The sequence below is a fragment of the Brenneria populi genome (genome assembly GCF_036016195.1).
GTDB lineage: Bacteria > Pseudomonadota > Gammaproteobacteria > Enterobacterales > Enterobacteriaceae > Brenneria > Brenneria populi.
This window is the reverse complement of the sequence record NZ_JAYWTM010000001.1, coordinates 1-26,594: the sequence shown is the minus strand read 5'-3', so window position 1 is coordinate 26,594 and position 26,594 is coordinate 1. Positions and strand designations below refer to the sequence as shown.

24 protein-coding genes and 1 tRNA gene are annotated in these 26,594 nt (G+C 55.4%); 7 read left to right on the top strand and 18 right to left on the bottom strand.

Annotated features, from left to right (window positions below; translation table 11 throughout):
• Positions 1 to 45: 45 nt before the first annotated feature.
• Positions 46 to 1,743 (top strand): NAD-dependent malic enzyme, encoded by a 1,698-nt coding sequence (locus VSX58_RS00125; protein ID WP_327616261.1) that lies wholly within the window; start codon positions 46 to 48, stop codon positions 1,741 to 1,743.
• 98 nt (positions 1,744 to 1,841) lie between these two features.
• Here VSX58_RS00125 and VSX58_RS00120 read toward each other — a convergent pair whose 3' ends face one another.
• The 10 genes from VSX58_RS00120 to gsiA all read right to left on the bottom strand — a co-directional run bounded on the left by VSX58_RS00120 (position 1,842) and on the right by gsiA (position 14,587).
• The gene (locus VSX58_RS00120) at positions 1,842 to 2,624 is read right to left on the bottom strand and encodes an ABC transporter ATP-binding protein (RefSeq protein WP_327616260.1); all 783 of its coding nucleotides are present in this window, start codon (positions 2,622 to 2,624) and stop codon (positions 1,842 to 1,844) included.
• A gap of 3 nt (positions 2,625 to 2,627) precedes the next feature.
• Entirely contained in the window at positions 2,628 to 3,437 is an 810-nt protein-coding gene (locus tag VSX58_RS00115; protein WP_327616259.1) for an ABC transporter permease, read from the bottom strand.
• A 25-nt stretch (positions 3,438 to 3,462) separates the two neighbouring features.
• Entirely contained in the window at positions 3,463 to 4,554 is a 1,092-nt protein-coding gene (locus VSX58_RS00110) for an ABC transporter substrate-binding protein (RefSeq protein WP_327616258.1), read from the bottom strand.
• Between the two features lie 159 nt (positions 4,555 to 4,713).
• On the bottom strand, positions 4,714 to 5,637 hold the full coding sequence (locus VSX58_RS00105; protein WP_327616257.1) for a glycyl-radical enzyme activating protein: 924 nt from the start codon (positions 5,635 to 5,637) through the stop codon (positions 4,714 to 4,716).
• 68 nt (positions 5,638 to 5,705) lie between these two features.
• Positions 5,706 to 8,186 carry a pyruvate formate lyase family protein gene (locus tag VSX58_RS00100; protein ID WP_327616256.1) on the bottom strand — a complete coding sequence of 827 codons (2,481 nt, stop codon included), beginning with the start codon at positions 8,184 to 8,186 and terminating at the stop codon, positions 5,706 to 5,708.
• Between the two features lie 534 nt (positions 8,187 to 8,720).
• A complete protein-coding gene (locus VSX58_RS00095) occupies positions 8,721 to 8,903 on the bottom strand; it encodes a hypothetical protein (protein WP_327616255.1) in 183 nt (60 codons plus the stop codon).
• 272 nt (positions 8,904 to 9,175) lie between these two features.
• Positions 9,176 to 10,081, bottom strand: a complete 906-nt coding sequence (gsiD, locus tag VSX58_RS00090) for a glutathione ABC transporter permease GsiD (RefSeq protein WP_327616254.1) — start codon at positions 10,079 to 10,081, stop codon at positions 9,176 to 9,178.
• Positions 10,082 to 10,090: 9 nt separating this feature from the next.
• Positions 10,091 to 11,011: a glutathione ABC transporter permease GsiC gene (gene gsiC / locus VSX58_RS00085; protein ID WP_327614025.1), complete on the bottom strand. Its 921-nt coding sequence runs from the start codon at positions 11,009 to 11,011 to the stop codon at positions 10,091 to 10,093.
• A 101-nt stretch (positions 11,012 to 11,112) separates the two neighbouring features.
• Positions 11,113 to 12,657 carry a glutathione ABC transporter substrate-binding protein GsiB gene (gsiB, locus tag VSX58_RS00080; RefSeq protein WP_327616253.1) on the bottom strand — a complete coding sequence of 515 codons (1,545 nt, stop codon included), beginning with the start codon at positions 12,655 to 12,657 and terminating at the stop codon, positions 11,113 to 11,115.
• A gap of 28 nt (positions 12,658 to 12,685) precedes the next feature.
• Complete coding sequence (gene gsiA, locus VSX58_RS00075) at positions 12,686 to 14,587, bottom strand: glutathione ABC transporter ATP-binding protein GsiA (RefSeq protein ID WP_327616252.1); 1,902 nt, start codon at positions 14,585 to 14,587, stop codon at positions 12,686 to 12,688.
• A gap of 368 nt (positions 14,588 to 14,955) precedes the next feature.
• On the opposite strand from gsiA, the gene moeA reads away from it, so the two are divergent.
• The 3 genes from moeA (at position 14,956) to VSX58_RS00060 (ending at position 17,614) form a co-directional block, all read left to right on the top strand.
• Entirely contained in the window at positions 14,956 to 16,191 is a 1,236-nt protein-coding gene (gene moeA / locus VSX58_RS00070; RefSeq protein ID WP_327616251.1) for a molybdopterin molybdotransferase MoeA, read from the top strand.
• A gap of 2 nt (positions 16,192 to 16,193) precedes the next feature.
• Positions 16,194 to 16,946, top strand: a complete 753-nt coding sequence (gene moeB / locus VSX58_RS00065) for a molybdopterin-synthase adenylyltransferase MoeB (RefSeq protein WP_327616250.1) — start codon at positions 16,194 to 16,196, stop codon at positions 16,944 to 16,946.
• Between the two features lie 68 nt (positions 16,947 to 17,014).
• Positions 17,015 to 17,614 carry a nitroreductase family protein gene (locus VSX58_RS00060; protein WP_327616249.1) on the top strand — a complete coding sequence of 200 codons (600 nt, stop codon included), beginning with the start codon at positions 17,015 to 17,017 and terminating at the stop codon, positions 17,612 to 17,614.
• 82 nt (positions 17,615 to 17,696) lie between these two features.
• Here VSX58_RS00060 and VSX58_RS00055 read toward each other — a convergent pair whose 3' ends face one another.
• Both VSX58_RS00055 and VSX58_RS00050 read right to left on the bottom strand, forming a co-directional pair.
• Positions 17,697 to 17,993, bottom strand: a complete 297-nt coding sequence (locus VSX58_RS00055; protein ID WP_327616248.1) for a hypothetical protein — start codon at positions 17,991 to 17,993, stop codon at positions 17,697 to 17,699.
• 19 nt (positions 17,994 to 18,012) lie between these two features.
• Positions 18,013 to 18,924, bottom strand: a complete 912-nt coding sequence (locus VSX58_RS00050; protein WP_327616247.1) for a lipid kinase — start codon at positions 18,922 to 18,924, stop codon at positions 18,013 to 18,015.
• A gap of 385 nt (positions 18,925 to 19,309) precedes the next feature.
• Here VSX58_RS00050 and VSX58_RS00045 point away from each other — a divergent pair, with 385 nt between their 5' ends.
• Complete coding sequence (locus VSX58_RS00045) at positions 19,310 to 20,785, top strand: sensor domain-containing diguanylate cyclase (RefSeq protein ID WP_327616246.1); 1,476 nt, start codon at positions 19,310 to 19,312, stop codon at positions 20,783 to 20,785.
• A 58-nt stretch (positions 20,786 to 20,843) separates the two neighbouring features.
• Here the strand turns inward: VSX58_RS00045 and VSX58_RS00040 are convergent, their stop codons facing one another.
• The 4 genes from VSX58_RS00040 to VSX58_RS00025 form a co-directional block, all read right to left on the bottom strand.
• Positions 20,844 to 21,182 carry an antibiotic biosynthesis monooxygenase family protein gene (locus VSX58_RS00040; RefSeq protein WP_327616245.1) on the bottom strand — a complete coding sequence of 113 codons (339 nt, stop codon included), beginning with the start codon at positions 21,180 to 21,182 and terminating at the stop codon, positions 20,844 to 20,846.
• Between the two features lie 63 nt (positions 21,183 to 21,245).
• Entirely contained in the window at positions 21,246 to 22,157 is a 912-nt protein-coding gene (locus tag VSX58_RS00035) for an AEC family transporter (RefSeq protein WP_327616244.1), read from the bottom strand.
• Between the two features lie 377 nt (positions 22,158 to 22,534).
• Positions 22,535 to 22,702, bottom strand: a complete 168-nt coding sequence (locus VSX58_RS00030) for a YqaE/Pmp3 family membrane protein (protein ID WP_319603295.1) — start codon at positions 22,700 to 22,702, stop codon at positions 22,535 to 22,537.
• Positions 22,703 to 22,997: 295 nt separating this feature from the next.
• Positions 22,998 to 23,465: an Hsp20 family protein gene (locus tag VSX58_RS00025; protein ID WP_327616243.1), complete on the bottom strand. Its 468-nt coding sequence runs from the start codon at positions 23,463 to 23,465 to the stop codon at positions 22,998 to 23,000.
• A gap of 588 nt (positions 23,466 to 24,053) precedes the next feature.
• On the opposite strand from VSX58_RS00025, the gene VSX58_RS00020 reads away from it, so the two are divergent.
• Positions 24,054 to 24,455, top strand: a complete 402-nt coding sequence (locus VSX58_RS00020) for an H-NS family histone-like protein (RefSeq protein WP_327616242.1) — start codon at positions 24,054 to 24,056, stop codon at positions 24,453 to 24,455.
• A gap of 190 nt (positions 24,456 to 24,645) precedes the next feature.
• On the opposite strand, the gene VSX58_RS00015 is transcribed toward VSX58_RS00020, so the two are convergent.
• Both VSX58_RS00015 and VSX58_RS00010 read right to left on the bottom strand, forming a co-directional pair.
• Positions 24,646 to 25,125, bottom strand: coding sequence for a GNAT family N-acetyltransferase (locus VSX58_RS00015; RefSeq protein WP_327616241.1), 480 nt, complete (start codon positions 25,123 to 25,125; stop codon positions 24,646 to 24,648).
• 377 nt (positions 25,126 to 25,502) lie between these two features.
• Positions 25,503 to 25,592 (bottom strand) — tRNA-Ser (locus VSX58_RS00010).
• A 94-nt stretch (positions 25,593 to 25,686) separates the two neighbouring features.
• On the opposite strand from VSX58_RS00010, the gene mtfA reads away from it, so the two are divergent.
• Positions 25,687 to 26,484 (top strand): DgsA anti-repressor MtfA, encoded by a 798-nt coding sequence (mtfA, locus tag VSX58_RS00005; protein ID WP_327616239.1) that lies wholly within the window; start codon positions 25,687 to 25,689, stop codon positions 26,482 to 26,484.
• Positions 26,485 to 26,594: the final 110 nt, after the last annotated feature.

The window sequence follows — 26,594 nt, the reverse complement described above, 5'->3', positions numbered from 1 at the left end:
GCCATTTCCGAATTCGTTTCTGTTACCCAAAGAGTATATAAAGTCATGGAATTAGAATACGAAAGTACACGTCCCCTCTACATCCCTTATGCCGGTCCGATACTTCTTGAATTTCCCTTGCTGAATAAAGGCAGCGCATTTACAGAAGAAGAACGCGCCAACTTCAATCTGCATGGTTTATTGCCTGAAGCCGTTGAAACCATCGAAGAGCAGGCTGAACGCGCCTGGCGTCAATGTCGGGAATTTAAAAACGACATCGAAAAGCACGTCTACCTGCGCAATATCCAGGACACCAACGAAACGCTGTTCTATCGTCTGCTGGACGCCCACCTCAGCGAGCTGATGCCGATCATCTACACGCCGACCGTCGGCGAGGCCTGCGAGCATTTCTCCGATATCTACCGTCGGGCGCGCGGCCTGTTTATCTCATATCCTAACCGCGCCAATATCGACGACATGCTGCAAAACGCCACCAAACAGAACGTCAAGGTCATCGTGGTGACCGACGGCGAACGTATTCTGGGTCTGGGCGACCAGGGCATCGGCGGCATGGGCATTCCCATCGGCAAACTTTCGCTGTACACCGCCTGCGGCGGCATCAGCCCGGCCTATACCCTGCCCGTCGTGCTGGACGCCGGCACCAATAACCCGCAGCGCCTGAACGATCCGCTGTATATGGGCTGGCGCCATCCGCGCATTACCGGCGACGAATATTACGCATTCGTCGATGAGTTCATCCAGGCGGTAAAACGCCGCTGGCCGAACGTACTGCTGCAGTTTGAAGATTTCGCCCAGAAAAACGCCACCCCGCTGCTGAATCGCTACCGTGATGAAATCTGCAGCTTCAACGACGATATTCAGGGTACCGCGGCCGTAACGCTGGGCAGCCTGATCGCCGCCAGCCGCGCCGCCGGCTGCCAGCTGCGCGACCAGACCGTGACCTTCCTCGGCGCAGGCTCGGCCGGGTGCGGCATCGCGGAGCAAATCATCGCCCAGATGAAGTCGGAAGGCCTGAGCGAGGAAGAGGCGCGCGCCCGCGTATTTATGGTCGACCGTTTCGGCCTGCTGACCGACAAACTGCCGAACCTGCTCGACTTCCAAAGCAAGCTGGTGCAGAAAAGCGAACTGTTGACCGACTGGGACGTCTCCAGCGATGCCATCTCCCTGCTGGAGGTGGTGCGTAACGCCAAGCCGACCATCATGATCGGCGTTTCCGGCCAGCCGGGCCTGTTTACGGAAGAGATCATCCGTGAAATGCACAAGCACTGCGCCCGCCCAATCGTTATGCCGTTATCCAACCCGACTTCCCGCGTGGAAGCCCGCCCGGAAGACATCATCCGCTGGACGGATGGCGCCGCGCTGGTTGCCACCGGTAGCCCGTTCGAGCCGGTGAGCTACCAGGATAAGGTCTACCCGATTGCCCAGTGCAATAACTCCTTTATCTTCCCGGGCATTGGTTTAGGCGTGCTGGCATCGGGCGCGAAGCGCATCACTGACGGCATGCTGATGGCGGCGAGCCGCGCGTTGGCGGACTGCTCGCCGCTGGCGAACGGCGACGAAGGCGCATTGCTGCCCGATATCGCCGATATTCAGAAGGTATCGAAACGCATTGCGCTGGAAGTCGGCAAGGCCGCTCAGCTGCAGGGCGTCGCCGTGGTAACTTCCGGCGACGCCCTGGCGAAGGCCATCGAGCATAACTTCTGGCAGCCAAAATACCGCAGCTACAAACGCACCTCGTTCTAATCTCCTCTTTCCTTTCGACCGAAGAGCGCGGCATTGGCCGCGCTCAAGGCATCGACAAAGTAGCCATTGAAAATAGCGCATCCAAACCGGCGGCGCCGTTACCCGGCCGCCGCCGCTTCGCGCCGCACGGCATGCGGCGTCATCGCCGCCAGCACCTCGCGCCGCAGGTCGGTAAACGCATAGCTGGCGCGGTCGCGTGGTAAAGGCAGCGTCACCTCCACCACCTTGGCGATCTGCCCCGGGCGCGATTGCAGCACCACCACGCGGTGACTCAAATAGAGCGCTTCCTCAATGTCGTGAGTCACCAGAATCATGCTGGTGCGCTCATGCTGCCAGATATGCAGCAGTTCATCCTGCAGCCGGGTTCGCGTCAGCGCATCCAGCGCCCCCAGCGGTTCGTCAAGCAGCAGTACTTCCGGACGTGCCACCAGCCCGCGGGCAATGGCGGCGCGCTGCGCCATACCGCCGGAAAGCTGGTGGGGAAAGGCCTGCTCGTAGCCCGTCAGTCCGACCAGTGCAATATGTTCGCGCACCGTGTCGCGTTTGCGCGCCGCCGGCCAGGAGACGTTCTCCACTGCCAGCGCGATGTTCTCCTCCAGCGTCAGCCACGGCAGCAGCCGATGGTCCTGAAACACGATGCCGCGCTCCGGACCGGGACCGCTAATGCGCCGCGTTCCCAGAGTAATCTCGCCTTGGTAGTCCTGATCCAGCCCGACAATCAGGCGCAGTAGGGTGCTCTTGCCGCAGCCGCTCGGCCCGACGATGCTGACGAATTCGCCCGGCTCCAGCGTCAAATCAATGCCGCGCAACACCTCGTGCGGCGCGGCGCCGTCGTGCGAATAACGCTTGGTCACGCCGCGCACATGCAATGTCTCGGTCATGGGTTATCCCTCATAGCCCTGCTTCCATACCAGCGCGCGCTTTTGCAACGCCAGCATTAACCGGTCGATCAGAAAACCGACGATGCCGATGGTCGCCATACAGACCAGCAGTTGGTCGGTCAGCAGCAGCGACTGGGCGCGGAAGATCAAAAAGCCGATGCCCACCTGCCCGGCGATGCCCTCTGCCACCACCACCAGCGCCCAGGCCAGCCCGGCGCTGTAACGCAGGCTGACCATCACGTTGGGCAAGGCCGCGGGGATCACGATGCGCCGCAGGGTTTGCCAGCGCGTCAGGCGCAACACCTCTCCCAGTTCAATGTAGTTGCGATCGACATTACGGATCCCCTGCAGAGTATTGAGAAACACCGGGAAGAACACCGATTTGGCAATCACCAGCGTCTTTGCCGGCGCCCCCACCCCCAGCCACAGAATGATCAGCGGCAGCCAGGCGATGCCGGGAATATGGCGGATAGTGTCGAACGTCGGGCCGAAAAAGTTTTCCACCTTGCGGGACATGCCGGCGGCGATCCCCAGCAGCAACGCGGCCAGCGCGCCGAGCAGGAATGACTGTGAAACGAGCATGATACTGATGAAAAAATCCTGCTCGAACGACTGTTTGGTCACCAAATCCCAGAACGAGGCGAGCGTTCGCGCCGGCGACGGCAGAAAGACCGGCGGAACCCACTGATAATAGGACGCTGCCTGCCAGCCGGACAGGATCGCCAACGGCAGAATAAAACCGATCCAGTTCCCCGATCGCCGGCGGCGAACGGGCTTTGCCGCCGCCACGCCGCCAAGAATGTTATCACTCATCGTTATCGGTCCTGTTTATATGAGATCAGTTATAGGCCGAATAAGCGCCGCCTTTGAAAAAGCGGGCGTCGACCAGCTTATCAACCTGGGTATCGCTCAGATTGCGCTCGCTCAGGATGTCGTCACCCTGCGCGATGTACCACGCCTGGAAAGTTTTGATATTGCCGCGCACGCTGTCGGCATCTTCCTCGCCGCGCATAAAGTAGAACTGCGACGGATCGGTGATTTGGAATTTGGCGATATGTTCCGGCACGCGGGTAGCTTTAGCGACGATGGCAGCCGCTTCATCGGGGTTGTCCCGCGCCCACGCTTTGGCGCGATCGACCGCCACCAGAAACGCCTGGATGGCCTGCGGATAGTTTTCGGCAAACGAACGCATCGCGAAGTAGGAAACCCTGCCGGCGCCGTTAACATAGACGCCATCGTCCGGGGTGCGGCCGATCACTTTCACCTGACCGGAGGTGTAAAGCGCCGCGGCGCCGGAGGTGCCGAGATGCACCGCCGTCGCATCGATGGAGCCGCTCAACAGGGCGGCGGCTACCGCGGCGTTGTTATCCATCGACTGGTAGCGCACCCGTCCCTGCTGCCTGCGGGAGTCCAGCGGCAGTCCCGCCTTGGTCAGGATCTCGGTAGGCGCCGTCCAGTAGCAGCTCACCCGGCTGCTGGCGAATTTTCGTCCGTCCAGATCCTGAATCTGATTAATCTCTTTGTTGTCCGCCCGGGCGATAATCGGCGTACGATATTTGTCGGAAGGCTCCGACTCCCAGACGATAACCGCATCCAGCCCGTTGGCGTGGTGCACCACCGCCGGATAGATCATACGCTGCGCCACCGCGATGCCGCCGTGGTTGAGGTGCGCCGCCTCCGCGCCCAGCAGTTCAGCGCTGCCGGAGGCGATCAGATTCACCTCTTTGATGCCGATCTTGTCGAACGCTTCCTTGAAGAAGCCTTTTTCCTGCGCCACCGCCGTAGCGGGATCGAGTTGCAGCGTAATACTTTTAAGCGGCTGCTCGGCGCCGGATGCGGCAATCGCCGGCTGTAACCACGGCATAAGCGCCGCGCTCAGCACAACCAGCGCGGCGACATGCCTCTTTTTGTTCACAGACTGATTAGACATATGGAAAATACCTCATGTTAAACTAATCGAATAATGACGGGATAGCGGCAGCTATCCATTTATGTGGTTACCTATCCACCAGCAATACCGGGCAGTAGACAAATTGCCCGCCCAAGGCGGTTGCCACCGCCCGAATCAACCCGCGCTTGCGCAAACCCGTCAGGCGCAGGCTTGGTTATTTTCCAGTTTGCTCAGAACCACCTCCAGCCCGAAAGCGGACAGAATCTCGCGGGCTTCCCTGATGCGGGGGCGTTTATTTGCATAAACGTGGTAGGTTTTCCCCAGCGCTTCATATTTTGAAGACCCGAATTCGTGATAAGGCAGAATCTCGATGACGGGCAGCGCGACCTCCTGCATAAAGGCGCCCAGCCGGGAAAGATTGTCGTCATCGTCGTTAAAACCAGGGATCAGGGGCAGACGCACCAGCACGGGAAATCCGCGCTTGCCGAGATGGCGGGCGTTTTCCAGAATGCGTCGGTTATCGCGTCCGGTCGCCTCTTTATGGCGGGCGGAATCCATATGTTTCAAATCCAGCAAGATCATGTCGGCGTGGGGCAAAAGCCGCTCCAGCACCGACCAGGGCGCGTAACCGCTGGTGTCGAGACAGAGATGAAAACCGATTTCGTCATGCAGTTTGCGCAACAGCGCCTGCAAAAAAACGGGTTGAGACAGAATTTCGCCCCCGCTACAGGTCACGCCGCCGCCGCTTTGCATGAAAATGCGCCAATGCTGGCGCACTTCGTCCACCACTTCCTCAACGCTCATCTTGCGCCCTGATAGCGAACGGGCGTCGTTGGGGCAAGCGTCAACGCAGATACCGCAGCTTTGGCAGAGGGTTCGGTCGATAGCGACGCCTTTTCCCTCCCAGGAAAGCGCGCCAGACTTGCAGGCGGCGACGCAGGCGCCACAGCTGACGCAGTTCGCCGCGAAATAGAGCAATTGCGGCTTTCTGCTTTGGGATTCCGGATTGGAGCACCAAAGGCAGGATAAAGGACAGCCTTTGAAAAATACGGTGGAGCGCACGCCCGGCCCGTCATGCAAACTGAAATGCTGAATGTCGAAAATAATGCCCTGCGGTTCCATTGCGCTAACCCTGGTAGGAGAGGCGGCGCGGATCGCCGCACCGCCTCTGCGGTTTTAAACCCCTCGCGTTAAAACGAGAGTTCGGTCCGGGCGATAATTTCGTCCTGTACCCCTTTATGGAGCCGGGTGAAATAAGCGGAGAAACCGGCCACGCGCACGGTCAGACCCTTGTAGTCTTCAGGGTTGGCCTGCGCCTTGCGCAAGGTTTCCGAACTCACCACGTTGAACTGGATATGCGACCCGTTGCGATCCATATAGTCCTTGATCAGCGCCAGCAGCTTGCGGGCGCCGCCAATCCCCGCCAAAGCCTGCGGATGGAATTTCATATTGAAATGGTTCGAACCGTATTTGACCGTATCCAAAGCCTGGGCGGCGGAGGCCAGCAGGGCGAGAGGGCCTTTGCGGTCCGAGCCGGGCGTGGCCGAGACGCTGGCGTCGGTCAACGGCGCGCCCTTCTTGCGGCCGTTGGGCAGTGCGCCGGTCAGAATGCCGAAGTAATTGTGGATGGAAAGCGAGAACGCCTCCAGATTGGCGCCGTTGTCGCCGAAAAAATTATCCCGATCGTTAAGCGAGTGGAAAAGCGTCCACGCATCGTCATACACGCGGCGGATCAGGGCGTCGGTTTCGGCATCGCCGTTGCCGTGCTTGGGAGCCTTAAGCAATTTGCCGTGCAGCGCCTCGTGGCCCTCGAAATTAGCGGCCAGCGCGGCCAGCAATTCGTCCCATCCGGTCTCTTTGTCGTCGTAAATCACCTGCTTGAGCGCCGCCAACGAGTTGGCGACATCCACCCCCGCCGTCGAGATGACGAAATAGAGATAATAATCCGCCCCGCCTTTGTAGATATCCCTGCCGCGCCGGCGGCTGCCTTCGTAAAGCGATGAACGGAACGGCACGGGAACCGTATCGCCCAATACCTTGTTGGACAGCGATCCCAACGGCCGGATCTGCTGGAAAAGGTGAAGTACCTGTTGCGAGTAGGCGGCGTACAGCTGTTCGAAATCAGCAAAATTTCGCGGATCGCCCGTTTTCGCGCCGACGGTCAGGCCGGTTGCAGGGTCGACGCCGTCGTGAAACGCAAGCTCCAGCGCCTTTGCCAGATTGAACGAACCGCCTTCGTGAAGAAACGCCGTTTTGCCGGCGATGCCGGTGGCGACGCAACTCATATTGATGCAGTTTCTTGCGTCTTCAATGGTAACGCCGACGTTGGCGTAACGGGTCAACAGGCGTTCGATCGCCACGCGGTTGTTCAGCCATTGCGGCTGTCCGAGACCGGTGCGTTCGAGATCGACCGCCTTGAGCAGGAAATCCTCCGCCAGGCCGTCATGATAAAGGATCGTGATGGTGGGCTGAATGGTCTGCAACTCTATCTGCGTATCAAGCAGAATGTAATCCAGCTCCGTGGTGGCATCCCGGCCGCTGGCGTCCAGCCCGCCCAGATTGATGGTGTGGCCGGTGTGGCCCGATCCCTGACGGGCGGCGATCACCCCCGAATAGAAACCGTAGGACAAAATCTTGACAAACAGCGCCTTGAGCCAGCTTTTGGCCTGAGCGGCGGTAAGGCCGTTTTGGTTTTTGTCCGCCTGGTAATATTTATCCAGATACTGTCCCAGCCTGCCGGGGGACGAACCGCAGCCGCTTTGCTCGATCTGGATCCCCAAATGGATAAACCACCAGCTTTGCAGCGCTTCGCGGAAATTCCTGGGCGGATTTTCCGGCACGTGGCGCGCAACCTCGGCGATCTCCAGAAGCTCGGCGCGCCGGATGGGATCGCCGGTTTTACCCGCTTCGCTTTCCGCCAGATCGGCGTAGCGGTGCGCCAGGGCGATCACCGCTTTTAAGGTAATCAGGCTGGCCTGGTAGTAGTCGATCCTGTCCGAGTCCGCCGCCGTTCTGGGAACCGTGCGCAGCCGCGCTTCGGTTTCCCGGATGACCTCTTTCAGCCCCCGGTCGATAAAACTCGTATAATCGACGTTACCGGCGCCGACGGTATAGCGCGCCGACTCGGTGAACAGACCGGCCGCCACGCCTTCTTTGGGATCAAATCCCAACAGCTCTCGCGCTAGTTCGCGGGAACGGGCTTCGGCGTTTTTATCCTGGAAATAGGCGGCCGCTTCGGCCAACAGTTCCCGGTCCCGGCTGGAAAGCGATACTTCGCCCAGATGGGAGACGATCGGCTGGTCAAGCTCCTCGGCGATCCACTCCGAACCGTATTCGGGATAGACATAGACCCCGGCGGGATAGGAGGTAACCGCCCCCACCAAGGGGTTGTTGTCCAGAAACAGCGTCTTCTTTTGTAAAACCTGCTCGAACACGCGAGCTCTTAACAGTATGGCGGGTTCAGTGCCGTATTTCTGATACACATCCAGCAGATGGCTCAAGCGTTCGGTATCCACCCTTTGGGGCGAGTCCAACAGCTGATCCTTGATTTTCAGCGCGGCCTGCAAGGCGCGCTCCGCCTTCTCTTCGTAAGTCAGCTTTCCATCCGCATCGAAAACCGATCGGGAAAGCTCTATTTCCTCTTTCAACAGCGCGTTGCCGCTTAATGGCATGATGGTCTCCTCCATAATCAGGTAAATACGTCGCAGTATTATTGAGCAATTTCGAATACAGACCTGGAATGTAAAGATCCCGAAAGTAATAAACATTAGGATAACTTACAAATATAACATTAACATTAGTATTGTTAATATTAACATTAGTACATTTTTCAATCAGTTTGGCATGGGCACGGGTAGGCGGAGCGTCTCGATTTTCGTCCCGACGCCAAACCTAAAGAGAGGAATCCGGCCGCTCTCCCCGCCGACAAAGGCGCCGTAGGGAGCAATCCTGACCGATGAGGTTGTAAGCTGAATCGTAAAGGCCAAAACACAACATCACACCGTGTTTCGGGAAGCAGAATTCATGGAGAATCTGATAGACGGCAACACCTCATTCCCCCGCCAATGCGGGGTATGGGGTGGATAGTGCGGGTTGCAACGGTCTCTCGCGGGGCAATAAAATTTTCAGATACCAGCAAGCTCGGTCTTAACCGGCCGCCATCACCACGCGGTAAACGCATGGCTGGCACAATGTAGAACAACCTATCAATGACAAGCCGGAATTCGGGTTGACCCCTCGATAAACGTCGGCGAAGAAGGTTTTTCCTGCGGCGGAGATTCCCGCTGAGGTTCCGTATCGGCCTGCGCCGCCTGCCATCCGCCCAGTACCGCGCTCAAGCCATAGAGCGCGGCGATGGCCGTTTTTCTGATCACTGTAACCCTCGACATGATGCCTCTTTATTAATGCAATATTGTTTTTCTGATGTTTTGGATAAATATTTTTAATAAATAAACAAACTCATATTTAAAGTTGCATACATTTTTTATCAACCAACAAATAGTCATATGGTTACTCATCAGTCAGCAATGGTTGATGGCGCGGACGCTTTACTCTTCCATTCCATTATCACCGTTTGATAAAAAGTGATGGTCTGTCAACAGTCTGAGCCCCGCGACTTGTCGCGGGGCTGCGGGTGGTTGGTGCGGCTTATGCCCCACGTTCAGCCTTTCAATTTAGGATCCAGCGCATCGCGCAATCCATCGCCCAGCAAATTGAACGCCAATACCGTGAGGAAAATCGCCAGGCTGGGGAAGATGGCCACATGCGGCGCAATCACCATATCCGAGCGGGCTTCATTAAGCATGGCGCCCCACTCCGGCATGGGAGGCTGAGCGCCTAATCCCAGAAAGGAGAGGCTGGCCGCGGTAATGATCGACATGCCGATACGCATAGAGAAGTACACGACTATCGAGGAGACCGTTCCAGGCAGAATATGCCGAAAGATTATCGCCCGGTCGGACGCGCCAATGCTGCGGGCCGACTCGATATAGGTTTGCCGCTTCAACACCAGCGTGTTGCCCCTCACCAGCCGGGCGAAGGCGGGAACGCTGAAGATCGCCACCGCGACGATCACATTCGCCATTCCGCTGCCCATTATCGCCACCACGGCGATCGCCAGCAGAATACCGGGGAAAGCGAATAACACATCGCAGACGCGCATGATCGCCCGATCCCACCATCCCTCATAGTATCCGGCCAACAGGCCGAGCGCCGTGCCGAACAGCATACCGACCAGCACGGAGAAGATACCGGCGGCCAGCGAAATTCTCGCCCCCAGCAGAATACGGCTGAAAATATCCCGCCCCAGCGAGTCGACGCCGAGCCAGTGCGCCATCGACGGTCCCTCGTTCAGACGCTCATAATCAAAATAGTTCTCCGCGTCGTAAGGCGCCAGATAAGGCGCCAGCAGGGCAATGATTATCAGCAGCGCCACAAACAAACCGGCCAGCAGCGCCACGTGCTGACGGCGGAAACGTCGCCAGAATTCATGCCACGGCGTGCGAATTTGCTGCTCCCTGATCACCGGCATAGCCGCCAACACCGCTTTACGTCGCCAGTTTCTCATTTCCTTTCCTTATTTATAACGAATCGCTGGGTTAATCGCGGCATACAGCATATCGACCAACAAATTGATGATAATGAACTCCAGCGAAAACAGCAGCACCTCCGCCTGAATCACCGGATAGTCGCGCATTTCCACGGAATCGACCAGCAGCCGTCCCAGCCCCGGCCAATTGAAAACTTTTTCGACCACAATCGAGCCGCCGAGCAGAAAGCCGAACTGCAGTCCCATCATGGTGACGACCGGAATCAAGGCATTGCGTAAGCCATGCTTCACCACCACCAGCGACTCCCGCACGCCTTTGGCGCGCGCGGTGCGCATATAATCTTCCTGCATAACCTCCACGAACGAGGCGCGGGTAAAACGGGCCATCACCGCGGCGACGGCGGCCCCCAGCGTAATCGAAGGTAAAATATAGTGCCGCCAGGTGTCCGCGCCGACGGTGGGCAGCCAGCCCAGCTCAACGGAAAAAACCTGCATCAGCAGCATGCCGAGGGCAAAGGCCGGAAAGGAGATGCCGGAGACCGCCAGCGTCATACCCACTCTATCGGGCCAGCCGTTGCGCCACACGGCGGAAACCACGCCGATCGCCATGCCGAAAATCACCGACCACGCCATGCTGCTGACGGTCAGCCAGAAGGTGGGCATAAAACGCGTGGCGATCTCCTCCGTCACCGGCCTTTTGGACACCATCGAGGTTCCCAAATCGCCCTGCAGCACATGGGTGAAGAAGCGCCAGAACTGCTGCGGCAGCGGTTTATCCAGCCCCAGGTCCTGACGAACCAGTTCGATCACCGCGGCGTCCGCCTCCCGGCCGGCGATCAAACGCGCCGGATCGCCCGGCAGCAGGTGGACGAACAGAAAGACCAGCGCCATGACGATCAGCAGGGTGGGAATCAACCCCAGTAACCGTTTAACAAAATAATTCAGCATAAATACGTTTCCACGTACATACGACCCGCCTCCTGTGAGTGGAATTGCTGAAAATGCGGGGGCGGCTTACCACCGCCGCCCCGCGTTCGCCGACGGCGGGTTTACTCTTTCAGATCCGCATCATCGAAGCTGAAGGCGGTATCCGGCATGACGTAAAATCCCGTCAATTTCTTGTTGTTGGCGGAAACCAGACTTTCGGTCGCCAGGAAAATCCACGGCGCATCGGCCCAGATTTTGTCCTGGGCGTCTTTATACAGTTTCTGTTTTTCCGCCCGATCGGTGGTTTTCAACGCGCCGGCCAGATCGGCGTCAACCTGAGGATTGCTGTAAAACGCGGTATTGAACAGCGCCGGCGGCCAGGACGATGTGGCGAACAGCGGCGACAGCGCCCAATCCGCCTCCCCGGTGGAGGCCGACCAGCCGGTATAAAACAGCCGTACGCCGGTCTCTTTCACGCCCTTGCCTTCCACTTCGGCGGCGCGCTGCCCCGCGTCCATGGCGGTCACCTGCGCCTTAACGCCGACCTGCGCCAGCTGCTGCTGGGTAAACTGCAGCACCTTCTGCGCCGTGCTGTGGTTATGCGACGACCAGAGCGTGGTGGTGAAGCCGTTCGGATAGCCGGCCTCTTTCAGCAGCTGTTTGGCCTTCGCCGGATCGTAAGGCCACGGATGGTATTTCACCGCGTAGTCGATGCTTGGCGGCAGCGGCCCTTCCGCCGGCGTGGCGTAGCCGGAGAACGCCACCTTAATCAGCGCCTCTTTGTTGATGGCGTAGTTAAGCGCCTGCCGCACCTTAAGATTATCAAACGGTTTCTGCGTCACATTGAAACTGATATAGCGGTGCAGAATGGACGGCGAGGAGACCAGCGCCAGCTGCTGGTTTTTCTCCAGCACTTTGGCCTGTTCAAATGGGATCGGATAGGCGAATTGCGCTTCGCCGGTTTGCAGCAGCGCCGCGCGGGTGTTGTTATCCACCACCGGGCGCCAGGTAATGCTGTCTAGCTTCGGCTGACCGGATTTCCAATAGCCGGCAAACTTTTCAACCTTGACGTAGTCGGTCTGATTCCACTGAACAAAGCGGTAGGGGCCGGTGCCGACAGGATGGAAACCGATATCTTTGCCATACTGTTGCAACGCCGCCGGCGAGATCACCACCGCCGCCGGATGCGCCAGGTTATTGATAAAGGCGGAGAACGGCGTTTTCAGCGTGATTTTTACCGTTTGGCCGTCAACCACCTCCGTTTTGTCGATCATTTTGAACAGGTTGTAACGCTTCAGCCGACTCTGCGGATTGCTGGCGCGGTCCAGGTTCACTTTCACCGCCTGCGCATTAAAGTCGCTGCCGTCATGGAACTTCACCCCCGGGCGCAGCTTAATGGTATAAACCAGCCCATCCGGGCTGACGGTATAACTTTCCGCCAGCACGTTGACCAGTTTCATATCCTTATCGAAACCGAATAGTCCCTGATAGAAGGATTTGGCCACGCTTTGCGACAGCGAGTCATTGGCGTCGTAGGGATCCAGCGTGGTAAAGTTGGATGCGACAGCGATAACCGCATCCTTGGCCGCCCAGGCGGGCGCGGCCGCCATCGCGGCGACGACGCCTGCGGCAAGCAGCCAGTTACGCTTCAAAGTAATAACATTCATCGTGTTACGTTCTCCTTGTGATTCCCTGTCAATAAGCGCCGGCGATCGGATGATGAGCGACGAAATGCCGCTCGCCAACCTGCACCAAGGGCGCGGTGGTAGGTTCATCGCCTATTGCCCGGATCGGGCTGGGTACTTCATCGACCAGTAAAACCTGCTCACGATGGCGACGCGCCGGATCGGCGACGGGAACCGCCGCCATCAGCTTGCGGGTATAGGGGTGCTGGGGGTGCTCGAACACCGCGCTGCGCGGGCCGATCTCCACGATTTGCCCCATATACATCACCGCCACCCGATGACTGATTCGCTCAACCACCGCCATATCATGCGAGATAAACAGAAAAGAGACGCCGAACTCGCGCTGCAGCTCAAGCAGCAAATTGACGATTTGCGCCTGAATGGAGACATCAAGCGCGGAGACCGCTTCGTCGGCGATCACCACTTTGGGATTTAGCGCCAGCGCTCTGGCGATGCAGATACGCTGACGCTGGCCGCCGGAAAACTCATGGGGATAACGGCGGGCGTGTTCGGGCTCCAGCCCGACGCGGGCCAGCAGCCACGCGACCCGCTCTTCCGCCTCCCGGCGGCCGGCCGCGCGGTGGACCAGCAGCGGCTCCATAATGGAAAACCCGACCGTCATGCGCGGATCCAGCGAAGCGTAAGGGTCCTGAAAAATAAACTGAATATCCCGGCGTAGATGCTGTAGCGCCGCGCCCGCCATGCGGTCGATCCGTCGTCCGTTAAAGATAATCGTCCCGCTCTGGCTCTCCACCAGGCGCAGTAGCGCGCGTCCGGTGGTGGACTTGCCGCAGCCCGACTCCCCCACCAGCGCCAACGTTTCTCCCGGATAGAGGTCAAAACTGACCTTCTCCACCGCATGCACCTCCCGCGTCACACGGTTCAGAATGCCGCTGCGAATCGGGAAGCGGGTGACCAGATCCTGCACCTGCAGAATCGGTTCAGCCTGCGGAGGAACGGTATTCTGCGGCGCGCCGTCGGTCGGCGATGACGTCTCCTGATTCAGCAGCGGAAACTTCGCCGGATAGAGCTGCCCGCGCATCGATCCCAATCGGGGCACCGCCGCCAGCAGCGCTTTGGTGTAACGGTGCCGGGGCGCGTTAAAAATCTCGCCGGCCGCCGCCGCCTCGACGTTTTCCCCGCGATACATCACCAGCACCCGGTCGGCGACTTCCGCCACCACCCCCATATCATGGGTAATGAAGATCATCGCCATCTCCATCTCCCGCTGCAGTACGCGGATAAGCTGCAGGATTTGCGCCTGAATGGTGACGTCCAGCGCCGTCGTCGGCTCATCGGCAATCAACAACGACGGCTTGCAGGAGAGCGCCATGGCAATCATGACCCGCTGACGCATGCCGCCGGAAAGCTGATGCGGATAACGGTCCAGCACATTACGCGCCTCCGGGATGCGCACCAAATCCAGCATGCGCAACGCCTCGCGCTTAGCGGCGCGATGGTCCATCCCCTGATGCAGACGGATGGACTCGGCGATCTGCTCGCCGACGGAAAATACCGGATTCAACGATGTCATCGGCTCTTGAAAAATCATCGCCAAATCGGCGCCGCGCAGCTTACGCATTAGCGATTTCCCGGTCGTCGCCAAATCCAGCACCCGGCCGTCGCGCCGGCGAAACAACATTTCACCGCGCTCAATCACGCCGCCGGCCTGCTCGACGAGCCGCATCAGCGCCAGGGAGGTGACCGATTTTCCCGATCCGGACTCTCCGACGATCGCCAGCGTCTCGCCGCGATCCACCGCAAAGCTCAGGTCTCGCACCGCATCCGTCCGCTGGCCTTGCTGTGCGAAATAAACGCTCAAATCGCGTACTGACAACACCCGATCATCCGGCAGAAAAAAAGCCGACTCAGGAGCGGAAGGCTGCGCATGATGATGCCGTGTTTGCGTCATTAACAATGGGTCTCCATATAAAACAGGGTATTGGAATGGCAAAGCAGGCAGGCCGTCGCATAACCGTTTGTCATCAAACTCATTTTTTTTGACTATATTTAGCGTAATGTAGGATGTAAAGCGGAAAATGCAGCGTAACCTTGAGAAAATATCTTTTATAACATTAGGTTAATTCACATAAACAAACGATATATACACTCCGAATAATTCACCTCGCAGGGCAAAAACGCCGACGGTGTTTTTGAACAGCGCCTGAGCGGCGCCCCTCGAAAGATGAAGGGCGTTTGGTTCTCTGACATAATATTGGCATACAATGCGTATTTTTGCCCGCCGACAAAGACGCGATGAATAATAATGATGGAGTTCAGATGGAAAGCGTTAGCCCTGGTTTATTGACTCTCGAACAAGCGCGGGAAAAAATGTTTTCCCAGCTAGAAACAAGCGCGGAAACGGAAACCGTCTCATTAAATGACGCCGCGGGCCGCATCACCGCCGGCGCGATAACCTCCCCGATAAATGTGCCTCCTTTCGCCAACGCCGCGATGGATGGTTACGCCGTGCGCTGCGCGGACTTGTCCGCCGCCGCCCCGCTCCCGCTAGCCGGAAAATCCTTCGCCGGCGCGCCCTTTGACGGCGAGTGGCCGGCGGGAACCTGTATCCGCATCATGACCGGTGCCCCGATTCCCGCAGGCGCGGACGCGGTCGTCATGCAGGAGCAGGCAGAGGCCGGCGCCGCGGGCGTGCGCTTTCCGCATGCGGTGAAAGTCGGGCAGCATATCCGTCTGCCCGGAGAAGATATCCGCGAGGGCGCAGCGGTGCTGCCCGCCGGAACCCGGCTGAGCGTGGCGGAGCTCCCCCTGCTGGCATCGCTGGGGATCGCGCGGGTTGAGGTGTTCCGCCGCCTGAAAGTCGCCATTTTTTCAACCGGCGATGAACTCCAGCCCGTCGGCCAACCTCTGCAGGCCGGGCAAATATACGACACCAACCGCTTCGCCGTGCGTTTAATGCTGGAACAGCTCGGCTGCGTGGTCAACGATCTGGGGATTATGCGCGACGATCCGACCGCCCTGCGCGCCGCCTTCCGCCAAGCCGACGACGGCGCCGATCTGGTCATCAGCAGCGGCGGCGTCTCCGTCGGCGAAGCGGATTACACCAAACAGATGCTGGAGGAGCTGGGCGATATCAGCTTTTGGAAACTGGCCATCAAGCCGGGCAAACCGTTCGCCTTCGGCAAACTGCAAAACGCCTGGTTCTGCGGTCTGCCGGGGAACCCGGTTTCTTCGGTGGTGACGTTTTATCAGCTGGTACAGCCGCTGTTAGCCCGGCTATCCGGGCATGCGCAGTGGCGTTTCCCGGCGCGCATGCGGGTGAAAACCGCCAGCGCGCTGAAAAAAACGCCGGGGCGCGCCGATTTCCAGCGCGGCATTTTTAGCCGCAACGCCCAGGGCGAATGGGAAGTCAGAACCACCGGCCATCAGGGTTCCCACGTATTCAGTTCGTTTAGCCCGGCCAACTGCTTTATCGTATTGGAGGCCGAGCGAGGCCCTGTCGCCGCCGGCGAGTCGGTCGATATTGAACCCTTTAACGCGCTGCTGGGGAATTAACCATGTTGCCGGAACTCAGCGACGAAGAGACGCTGCGCTATAATCGCCAGATCGTGCTGCGCGGCTTTGATTTCGACGGCCAGGAAAAATTGAAAGCCGCGCGCATACTGATCGTCGGACTCGGCGGACTGGGCTGCGCGTCTGCGCAGTATCTGGCGGCCGCGGGCGCCGGCCACCTGACGCTGCTGGACTTCGATACCGTTTCGCTCTCCAACCTTCAGCGCCAGATACTGCACCGCGACGAGCGCATCGGGATGGCCAAGGTCGAATCCGCGCGGATTGCGCTAGCGAAAATCAACCCTCACCTTTCCCTCGATGCGATCGACGCCGCTCTGGATGATGAGGCGCTGAGCAAGCTGGCGGAGAAACACGATGTGGTGCTCGATTGCACCGACAACATATCTATCCGCGATCGCCTGAACCGCATCGGCTTTCATTTGAAAAAACCGCTGATTTCCGGCGCCGCCATTCGTATGGAGGGTCAACTCAGCGTATTTACCTATCGGCAGGATGAACCCTGCTATCACTGCCTCAGCCGGCTGTTTGGCGAAAACGCGCTGACCTGCGCGGAAGCCGGCGTAATGGCGCCGCTGGTGGGCGCGATCGGCAGTTTGCAGGCGCTGGAAGCCATCAAGCTGCTGACGGGATACGGTAAGGTGAGCACCGGCCGCCTGCTGATATTCGACGCCATGGTTATGCAATTTCGTGAAATAAAATTGCTGAAAAATCCGAACTGTGAAATATGCGGCGGCTAATATAGTAAATGCGACGCACAGCCGCGCCACATGCTTAAAACAAGCTGCCATGTAAAGAGGAACAGATCATGAGTAATGCTTTTTTGCAGTCTATCAAGAGTCGCCGTTCTATCTACGCGATCGGCAAAACCTTGCCCATATCGGAAGATCGGGTTGTCTCGCTGGTTACCGAAGCCGTTAAGCAAAGCCCTTCGGCTTTCAACTCCCAAAGTTCGCGCGTCGTTATCCTGTTCGGCGCGCAGCACGAAAAACTCTGGGACATCGTTAAGCAGCAGCTAAAAAAAATAGTTCCTGAAGACGCTTTTGCCGCGACGGAGAAAAAACTGGCATCGTTTGCCGCCGGCGCCGGTACGGTGCTGTTCTTTGAAGACACGAAGGTCATTGAAGATCTGCAGCAGAAATTCGCCCTGTATGCGGACAATTTCCCCATTTGGTCAGAGCATTCGACCGGGATTGCGCAGTTTGCCGTGTGGTCGACCCTGGCGCAGGAAAAAGTGGGCGCCTCATTGCAGCATTACAATCCGTTAATCGACGACGACGTGAAGCGACAGTGGCAATTGCCGGCAAGCTGGAAGCTGCGCGCGCAGCTGCCCTTCGGCTCAATTGAGCAACCCGCCGGCGAAAAAACCTACATTTCTGATGAAGAGCGTTTCCGCATTTTTAAATAACGGACGGCCTTAAGTCAGTAAATTCAGACCGGCCGACGCAATGGCTGGCCTGAATCCCCATCGCGTTGATGCCGGAATATTATTACCGATCGGTTGATTTATTAACTTTATTAAATGGGGCGCTGCAATTTGGCGCGGCCTCGGTAATTATCTGCTCAACATCGGACGCCCCCGTCCAAACCGATAGAATGGTCGTCGTTGTCCACCAAAGATCCGACTGCACTTTATCAACAATTTTCGGTGTCTCTGATTTTAAACATGAAATGACCTGTTGCGTCGTTTCTTTCGATATATTATTAGATTCCGCATAGCGCTTTAATTCATTTTCAAGTGGCTCGAACAAAAAGAAAGCCAGTATGGCATAAATAATAGTTTGCATAGTCCCCACTTATATAAGTTTAATTGGATGCCCCGGCGCGGGGAGAAAATACGCGAATGGCTTTTTCTTTTAGGATAAAGGTCGCGGGCGTTTTTCCAATCAGTTCGCCATCGGCATTGATATCATGCGGTTTTGACGTATGCAAGGTTAAGCGGGTCGCGGAAAAGGCGCGCACCTTACGCCAGCGCCCGTGCGTTCCCCGCCGCAGGAACGGGATAAGCGCCAGCATTTCCCACCAGTGTGAGATCTCCAGGCTATAGACGTCAAGCCGGCCGTCGTCCGGTGCCGCCGTCTGCGCCACCGTCATTCCGCCGCCGTAAAAACGTCCATTGCCTACGGATACCTGCACGGTTCGGACCCTTTCCCTGATGCCGTCATGCTCAATTTCAACCCGGAAAGGGCGGCTCTGCTTCAGCAACTTAAACGCGGCCAACGCGTACCCCAGCGTTCCCCAACGCTTTTTAGACTTTGCCGATAGCCCGCGCGCCAACGCCGCCGAAAACCCGATGCTGGAGACATTAAAGAACGGGTGGCCGTTCACTTCCCCCAGATCGATGGTTCTTAAATTCCCGGCCGCGATAATTTGCACCGCCAGTTTCAAATCTTTCGGGATCCCCAGCGTACGGGCAAAATCGTTTGCCGTGCCCAGCGGCAGCACTCCCAGCGGCAACCCGGTATCGACCAGCGCCCGAGCCGCCGAATTTAACGTGCCGTCGCCGCCGCCGATAATAACAAAATCCACATTGTGGGCGTAGGCGCGAATAATATCGCCGCACTCCCCCTGTTCGTCAGGCTCGATAATCGCAATATTATGCGATTGCAACAATTGCGCCACGTACGCCTTTGATGCGTCGCCGCTGCGCGCGTTTTGATTAATAAATAAAAGCGCAGTCGGGCGACCCTCTATTTTTTGCTCTCGTTCCTCTGTCATTGTCACCCCGGGTTAATTACCGCAACCAACGCTAATTGATACCATCGCTTCATCGGATTTCACAAGTTACCTTAATTAAGACCACAATAAAATACAAATCATTACATTATTCCCGGCGATACGGCGCCTAATTAACTCTAATTCTCTAGCGCATATTTTTCGAGCGGAGAATAATCCGCCCCGCGCAAAGGCTTCTTTTTCTCCCGGATATTCCTCTCGTTTACTTCGTGAGCGCCGCGCCGAATCGATTGCGTCCGCGCAGGCTTTTTATTGATGTTTCCCGTTATGCCTGCTTAACTTCACTGAGAGCGTTTACCGACGGTCATGACGTTCAGCGATGATTTCTGGCCGTCAATCATGAGTTGATTGCACCAGGAGCACTGCTTTGCAGATAGGATTAATAACAAACTCACTCTGGTTGAATAAAACACGCGCGGTTGTGCTATTTACCATTATGCTGCTTGCCGCATTCCTGATTATTAGCTGGAGCAGCTATGAAGTGGCCAGAAAATCGTTGGAGGAAGAAATAAAGGAAAACACGCTCCCGCTGACCAGCGACAATGTCTACTCCGAAATTCAGCAAGATCTGCTAAAACCCATTTTCATCTCATCGCTGATGGCGCACGACACCTTTGTCCGCGACTGGGTGCTGCATAACGAAAACGATGCGCAGGCCATGATTCGCTATTTAAAAGAGATTGACCGCCGCTTCGATACCCGCTTTTCCTATTTCGCCTCGGACAAAACAAAACGCTTTTACGACTCCGAAGGCGTTCAGCACGTCATTCCGCCGGATTCCGCTGAAAACCAATGGGTTTTTCGGGCAAAAACGCTGCCGTACTCCACGCCTTACGCCATTGATATCAATTTCGAACCCGAAAATCACACCCATTTGGATATCTTGATTAACCATAAGGTAATGGATTATGAGGGCAACTTCATCGGCGTCACCGGCATCGGCATTCCCATCGAACGGGTCGCTCTTCTGATTGAGAAGTATGAGCAGCGCTACAACCGCACGATATACTTCATCGATAAAACCGGCAACGTCATGCTGCACGGCAAAAACTATGACCGCGCAATGACGATTCAGCAGCAGCCAGGGCTGGCCCCCATCGCCACCGCGATTCTGACGGTGCCCGGCGGCGCCTATGAATACCGCTCGCAAAACGATCCCATATTTCTCAATACCCGGCTAATCCCTGAATTCGGCTGGTATTTAATGGTCGAACAGAGTAATCACCCAAGCGAACGCCGCCTGCTGGAAACGCTGGTGAGGAACACGGGGGTAAGCATCACCGTCAGCTCGCTGTTTTTGCTGCTGCTATGGCTGACCATCGGCGGCTATCAGCGCCGTCTGGAACAAATGGCGACAACCGACAAGCTGACGGGCATTATGAATCGCCAGGCTTTCGATTATGCCTTCAGGCGTCTGAGCGCTAAAAGGTTCGCCCAGCGCCGTCCCCTCTCCATCCTGCTGCTTGATATCGACCATTTTAAAACGGTTAATGACCGTTACGGACACGGAGTGGGCGATATCGTGCTGCAGCGGATAGCGAAAATATTGCAACAGTCCATACGCAATAGCGATCGGGTTTGCCGCTGGGGGGGCGAAGAGTTTGTGGTCATGCTGGATGACTGCGATATGGAAAATGCGCTACAGCGGGCCGAAGCGCTGCGTCAGGATGTGGAAGCGATGATCGTTCCGTTCCGGGAGGAAACGCTTCAGGTCACCATCAGCTGCGGAGTGGCGGAATATCGGGACAAGGAAACGCTGGATACACTGATCAACCGGGCGGATATTGCGCTGTACCAAGCCAAGCAGCAGGGACGCAACCGGGTGATCAAATCGGAAAAATAGTCTTAGAGACTATCCCTGTAGGCTATTATTGCGGCGGTCGATGCGCCGCCGGATCGTATCAGCCGCTTCTTTTTCCATAGGCGTATTTGACTTCCGCAATACGCAACTCATAATGCTGATACCACTCGGCAATGCCGAACTCCTGTGCGATACGATGCTCCGAGTGACGTTTCCACCGCGCGATCGCTTCAAGAGAATCCCAGTAGGACACGGTTATTCCGAACCCCTGACGATCGCGCGCGCTTTCCGCGCCAAGGTATCCGGGTTGCGTCTTGGCCAACTCGGCCATCCTGGATGACATCTCGTTATATCCGCAGTCCCCTTCGGTACGCTGCGATGAAAAAATCACGGCAAAATATGGCGGCTCGGGCAGTTGGGCAAAATCGGGCTCGCGCATTCACACCTCCATAAAAATATTATTACCCGCACCATGTATATAACGCGAACATATGACCGGTTTTTACGGCTGCATCAGCGTTAACAGCGTGGTAATGATAGTAATACTGATGATCACCGATAATGAGTTGGTGAAACTGGATACGGACGCGAACATCCCGCTGAACCTTGAGGTGAACAAAGGGGCCAGCGACGATACCGGCGAAAAGACCACCACGGCCAGTACCTGACGGATCTCCAGCGGCAACGGCGTATAATAATAAAACAAAACGGCGAACGCGGAGGCCACGCTATAGCGAAGCGCCAGCACTTTAAGCACATTCGCCAACGCCGCCCGATTAATATTGATTTCCAGCATCATGCCGATAATCATCATGGCAAGAAACGGGTTGGCATTGCCGATGGTCGACGTAATCAGGGTTACCTGGCTGGGGAAGTGCAGGCCGAACAGCGCCGCAATCAGCAGCAGCATGTAAACATCAAACGGAACGGAGGAAAACAGCCTCTGGACCGTGCTTTTCAGTCCCGCGCTGCGGCCGGTGGCATGTGATGCGGCGACATAGCTGCCGCCGGTACAGATAATGGAGTTCCCGGCATCAAACAGACAGGTTGCGACGATACCGGCCGGTCCAAGAAAACTTTGCACATAAGGCAAGGTAAAACAGCCGATGTTATAGCCTGGCGAGTTGATCATATAAAAGGCTTTCATTCCATCAGGGCCTTTTCTGGCGATCGCATACCCCGCGCCCATCAGTACAAGATTGCACCCCAGCCCCAGCGCCACCAGAATCAACAGCGAGTGATCGACCTTGAAACTGGCGAATCCGGTGATAACCGCCGCTGGCAGGGTAATATTCATCATGATCTTCGACAGCGCCAGACTGTCCGATCGTTGCAATACGCCATGCTGTTTCAGCAGATATCCGATAATGATGACAAAAACAAACGAGAAGGCCTTGATAAGCACATCAAGCATCTTAATTCCCCGATACAACAAAAATTTCCGCCGCATCCGTACGCGAAACACACGAAACGGCAAAGCGGAAATGACCATACAAATTATGTGGTTATAGTGTTTAATGTATAAAAGAGCAAACGCTGGCCACCAGCAACGCGAAAGATAAAAATTGATGGTGCGACAGGCAGTTTTACGGCGTTTTACAACATGGATAGACGGCTAGAACCTGTGATCAGGATAGCATTTTTGCTTGCAGACTGAACAGTCTCCAAGGCGTTATATCTGACAGAAAAATAAAGGGACGAAACGGGCCACGCCGACGCATGACCCGTTTGGATGAGAGAACAACAAAGCGTGACATCGCCTTAATAGAGACGGCGTCGAACCCGCCCGCCTCAGATACCGTCGTTTTTCGTCTGTACCCAGAAGGCGTGAATCAGTCCCGGGAAATATCCCAGTAAGGTCAGAATAATATTCAGGATAAATGCCCAGCCGATCCCTTTCCCAAGCAGTACGCCCAGCGGGGGGAGAATAATCGTAAAAACGATGCGCCAAAATCCCATATTCATCTCCGTAACGTAATGATTAACTATGAAATTAGTACACTTCTGGCAATACGACAAATTTATCTGCCGCCGTATCGCATGATATCAAGCCATCTCACCATGCCGGTAACGCGCCGGCGACGGTTCTGAGAGAGGCCGTCCATAAACCACCGCCACCTCCCGAGGAGGCGGATTAGGGCTGACAAAAAAATGCCGGTCAGCACCGCCGGCCGGCATTCGTTCTACAATTTCTATTCAACACGCCATATTATTGTTTATTGGCAACGACGGCATAACCGTCGCCGACCCATAATTAGGCCTGATGCTCTATGGCCTTAGCGCGACGCTCTATCGCTATCTTTTGCGGTTTTTCACTTTCAGGAATTTCCTGATACAGCTCAATAGTCAATAGCCCATTTTCCAGCGCGGCCCCCTGAACTTTCACATGCTCGGGCAACACATAGCTGATAGTAAAGTCAGCCTGGCTAATACCCTGATGGAGCCAGCCTTCGTCCTCAGACTTACTTTGCTCTTCCCGTTTACCGGTTATGGTTAGCCGACCGCCGGACGTTTTTATTTCCAACTCATCCTCTTTCCAACCGGGCACGCTCAGCGTTATTCCATAGCGATTATCCCCCAGCAGGCGAATATCGTACGACGGCGTCGCCGACAGCGGCGTGTCGCCGGTTAGTTGGCTAAATAATCGGTCAATGCGGTTAAAGCGATCGGAAAAGAGCGTTCCGGAAATATCGGGGAATAATGACAAGGTTCTCAGCGCCATGATTAACCTCCTGAATATTTAGCTACATTCAAAAGTTCAACATATGAGGCAAGCATCGCTTGTCCGTTAAGTAAGATGGCGGCATTAGCGAAAAATTCAAGTGCGATTCTGTCGAGAAAATCACATTTTTGCTATATGTCAAACATGCGAAACGCAGACCGGCCGATGACCACGCCCCTGTGCGGGCGCTATATTCACGTTCGTATAGAAGGAAAGCTCGACCGTGGGAATCATACTGATGCGGAGGGAAAATCTTGTCCAAGCGGAAGCGCCAAGACCTCGTCAGAGGAAATAATCTCCCGGCTCGAGCAGTATAATTATTTAGATTTTTTGGCCGCTGAACGCTTAACGTACGCTACAGATGAAAAAGCCAAGAGCGGTGATTCTGCCGTTTAAGGAGATTTAATAAACTAAAATTTTCACCATACTCGTAAATATATCCGTGGGTATTTGAAAATAACTTTCTGATACGATAATATTTAACCCGTTATCACAAAATTTTATGTATATAGTAATATCACTATCTCGTTTTACTATAAAATATCTTGTATGCTATCCGCGTCTTCTTAACCATCAGGATGGAAACCAATGAGTGAAGCTCTCAAAGTATTAAACAATATTCGTACACTGCGTGCTCAAGCGCGTGAAATCGATCTGGAAACGCTGGAAGAGATGCTGGAAAAGCTGACCGCTATTGTTGAAGATCGTCGTGAAGAAGAAGCCACTATCCAGAAAGAGCAGGCTGAACGTCAGGCCAAAATTGAAGCATTACGCGCCAAACTACTGGAAGACGGCATCGATCCGGCTGAACTCCTGGGTGCCGTATCCGCCGGCAAATCAGCCAAAACCAAGCGTGAACCTCGTCCCGCCAAATATAAATATATCGATGAGAATGGCGATGAAAAAACGTGGACAGGTCAAGGCCGTACCCCTAAGACCATCAAAGAAGCGCTTGAAAACGGTAAGACGCTGGAAGATTTCGAGATCTAATCCTCGCGTAAAAGATTAAGGGTCGATAATAGGCCCTTAAGCTTAAGTTATTATCAGGAAATAAAATCCTCTATCGTTAATACCAGCACGCCAGCCTTGATTTTAATCTTCCCAGCCAACGGCGTATTGCCGCTCAATGACTAGCCGGCTTAAACGCGGCTCCAGATCGATTCGCCGTTCAGACATGGTTTTAACCATGATATTCCAATTTCTTTTCCATATTGAAATTAATAAAGGACTGACCTCTAAGAGAGACCTCTTGCTTTCTCACTACCGCAAAACCATGCTTTGCAAAAAATAGCTTGGCGGTAATACTCGCATCAGTTGTTATCGCGCCGACTCCGTTTCTAACGGCTTCCCCCTCCGGACCTTTAAGTAAACGGGTTGCAACACCTAATCTTAAGTAATCAGGGTGAACGAAAAGCAAATCAATGTAACTAAAATTTTCAAGAGAGATAAAACCGATTATCTGGTCATTATGGGTTGATACCCAAACCTGAGAATTTTCTAACCTATTGATCCAGACCTCCTTATCAATACTCCCCCAGGCCTTGATCTGATTGGACGTATAATCTTTAATCGCTATATTATTGATAGAGCGAATAAAAACGCTGATTATTCTGTCTATATCATCTAAATGATATCTTCTGATTTTTAAAGTATTTTTCATTTTTATTTCTTTACAGGATAAAACGTTATCGTTTTGAATAATGCAACGCGCGGGGTCTCATTGGCATCCGCGTATGACCTAGCTTATCGGATAATTTTGTTCCGCACCCGCTATTCATTTTTTTACAGCAGCAGAAACCCGCGGCAAGCGCGTTCAGAGGTCTTGGCGGGAAGCGGTAAAAATAACCGACTTTTCAGCAAGCATAAAAACCAGCCCCAGGTTTTGACATAGGATAGAAAGGTACAGGTTCCCCAATGTCCGATCTTTCGTTAGTCGCTGAAGGTGGATAACGGCGTAAAATATTGATAATCATACGCCAGCGGTATATCAAGTGCGGGGAATATCACAGAAAGGAAATCATGTAACTGATTGAATAGTGGCGGAGAGAGGGGGATTTGAACCCCCGGTGGAGTTGCCCCCACTCCGGTTTTCGAGACCGGTCCGTTCAGCCGCTCCGGCATCTCTCCGTTAAAGCGGGTGCTATAATGCCCTTTTTTGAGGCATATTAACAGCTTTAGCTATCGCCTTTGAGTTCAACTGATGACTTAGCGAGCAACAGCGATGATTAAGTGGCCGTGGAAAACAAACGAACTTCGGGTTGATGCCCGGGATAGCTGGCAGCCAGCCATGACAATTCCCCTACTCGCGCCGTTAAGCGAGAAGGAACGGACGCGGCTGGCGAGCATCGCCGATCAGTTCCTGAAACTCAAACGCATTATTCCATTACAAGGACTGACGCTAACCGAAATAATGCAGCAGCGTATAGCGTTGCTGTTTGCCTTGCCGATCCTTGAATTGGGTATAGGGTGTCTGGATGGTTTTCACGAAGTGCTGATTTATCCCGCGCCTTTCACCGTGGATGACGAGTGGCAGGACGAGTTCGGACTGGTTCACACCGGTAAAGTGGTGCAATCCGGACAAAGTTGGGACCAGGGCCCCATTATATTAAACTGGCAGGAGATTCAGGACTCGTTCGATCTATCTGGATTTAATCTCGTTATCCATGAGGTCGCCCATAAGCTGGATCTTCGCGGCGGCGGCATGGCTACCGGGGTTCCGCTGATTGCCCTGCGCGACGTCGCTCCGTGGGAGCGGCAGCTACACGCCGCCATGGAATCCCTGCAGGAAGAGATCGATTTAGTCGGGGAGGACGCAGCCAGTATGGACCCTTACGCGGCGCAGGACCCCGTCGAATGCTTCGCTGTACTTTCCGAGTATTTCTTTAGCGCCCCGGAACTATTACAAGAGCGATTCCCCGAGTTGTACCAGTGCTTTACGGGATTCTACCGACAGGACCCGTTGGCCCGGCTAAAAGCGTGGCAAAACAGCACGGATCATCACGCGCCCGCGGCGTCTTAATCAATGCAAAGAAAGAACTGTACACAGCCTAGACAGTCAGACAATTACACCCGATTTTGCCATTGACAGTACATCGGACGACAGATATCATGCGCCCCGTTCACACGATT

Excerpts from the sequence above, each read along its gene's own strand:
- VSX58_RS00125 (WP_327616261.1), top strand. The coding sequence starts at position 46 with ATGGAATTAGAATACGAAAGTACACGTCCCCTCTACATCCCTTATGCC.
- VSX58_RS00120 (WP_327616260.1), bottom strand. The coding sequence starts at position 2,624 with ATGACCGAGACATTGCATGTGCGCGGCGTGACCAAGCGTTATTCGCAC.
- VSX58_RS00115 (WP_327616259.1), bottom strand. The coding sequence starts at position 3,437 with ATGAGTGATAACATTCTTGGCGGCGTGGCGGCGGCAAAGCCCGTTCGC.
- VSX58_RS00110 (WP_327616258.1), bottom strand. The coding sequence starts at position 4,554 with ATGTCTAATCAGTCTGTGAACAAAAAGAGGCATGTCGCCGCGCTGGTT.
- VSX58_RS00105 (WP_327616257.1), bottom strand. The coding sequence starts at position 5,637 with ATGGAACCGCAGGGCATTATTTTCGACATTCAGCATTTCAGTTTGCAT.
- VSX58_RS00100 (WP_327616256.1), bottom strand. The coding sequence starts at position 8,186 with ATGCCATTAAGCGGCAACGCGCTGTTGAAAGAGGAAATAGAGCTTTCC.
- VSX58_RS00095 (WP_327616255.1), bottom strand. The coding sequence starts at position 8,903 with ATGTCGAGGGTTACAGTGATCAGAAAAACGGCCATCGCCGCGCTCTAT.
- gsiD (WP_327616254.1), bottom strand. The coding sequence starts at position 10,081 with ATGAGAAACTGGCGACGTAAAGCGGTGTTGGCGGCTATGCCGGTGATC.
- gsiC (WP_327614025.1), bottom strand. The coding sequence starts at position 11,011 with ATGCTGAATTATTTTGTTAAACGGTTACTGGGGTTGATTCCCACCCTG.
- gsiB (WP_327616253.1), bottom strand. The coding sequence starts at position 12,657 with ATGAATGTTATTACTTTGAAGCGTAACTGGCTGCTTGCCGCAGGCGTC.
- gsiA (WP_327616252.1), bottom strand. The coding sequence starts at position 14,587 with ATGACGCAAACACGGCATCATCATGCGCAGCCTTCCGCTCCTGAGTCG.
- moeA (WP_327616251.1), top strand. The coding sequence starts at position 14,956 with ATGGAAAGCGTTAGCCCTGGTTTATTGACTCTCGAACAAGCGCGGGAA.
- moeB (WP_327616250.1), top strand. The coding sequence starts at position 16,194 with ATGTTGCCGGAACTCAGCGACGAAGAGACGCTGCGCTATAATCGCCAG.
- VSX58_RS00060 (WP_327616249.1), top strand. The coding sequence starts at position 17,015 with ATGAGTAATGCTTTTTTGCAGTCTATCAAGAGTCGCCGTTCTATCTAC.
- VSX58_RS00055 (WP_327616248.1), bottom strand. The coding sequence starts at position 17,993 with ATGCAAACTATTATTTATGCCATACTGGCTTTCTTTTTGTTCGAGCCA.
- VSX58_RS00050 (WP_327616247.1), bottom strand. The coding sequence starts at position 18,924 with ATGACAGAGGAACGAGAGCAAAAAATAGAGGGTCGCCCGACTGCGCTT.
- VSX58_RS00040 (WP_327616245.1), bottom strand. The coding sequence starts at position 21,182 with ATGCGCGAGCCCGATTTTGCCCAACTGCCCGAGCCGCCATATTTTGCC.
- VSX58_RS00035 (WP_327616244.1), bottom strand. The coding sequence starts at position 22,157 with ATGCTTGATGTGCTTATCAAGGCCTTCTCGTTTGTTTTTGTCATCATT.
- VSX58_RS00030 (WP_319603295.1), bottom strand. The coding sequence starts at position 22,702 with ATGGGATTTTGGCGCATCGTTTTTACGATTATTCTCCCCCCGCTGGGC.
- VSX58_RS00025 (WP_327616243.1), bottom strand. The coding sequence starts at position 23,465 with ATGGCGCTGAGAACCTTGTCATTATTCCCCGATATTTCCGGAACGCTC.
- VSX58_RS00020 (WP_327616242.1), top strand. The coding sequence starts at position 24,054 with ATGAGTGAAGCTCTCAAAGTATTAAACAATATTCGTACACTGCGTGCT.
- VSX58_RS00015 (WP_327616241.1), bottom strand. The coding sequence starts at position 25,125 with ATGAAAAATACTTTAAAAATCAGAAGATATCATTTAGATGATATAGAC.
- mtfA (WP_327616239.1), top strand. The coding sequence starts at position 25,687 with ATGATTAAGTGGCCGTGGAAAACAAACGAACTTCGGGTTGATGCCCGG.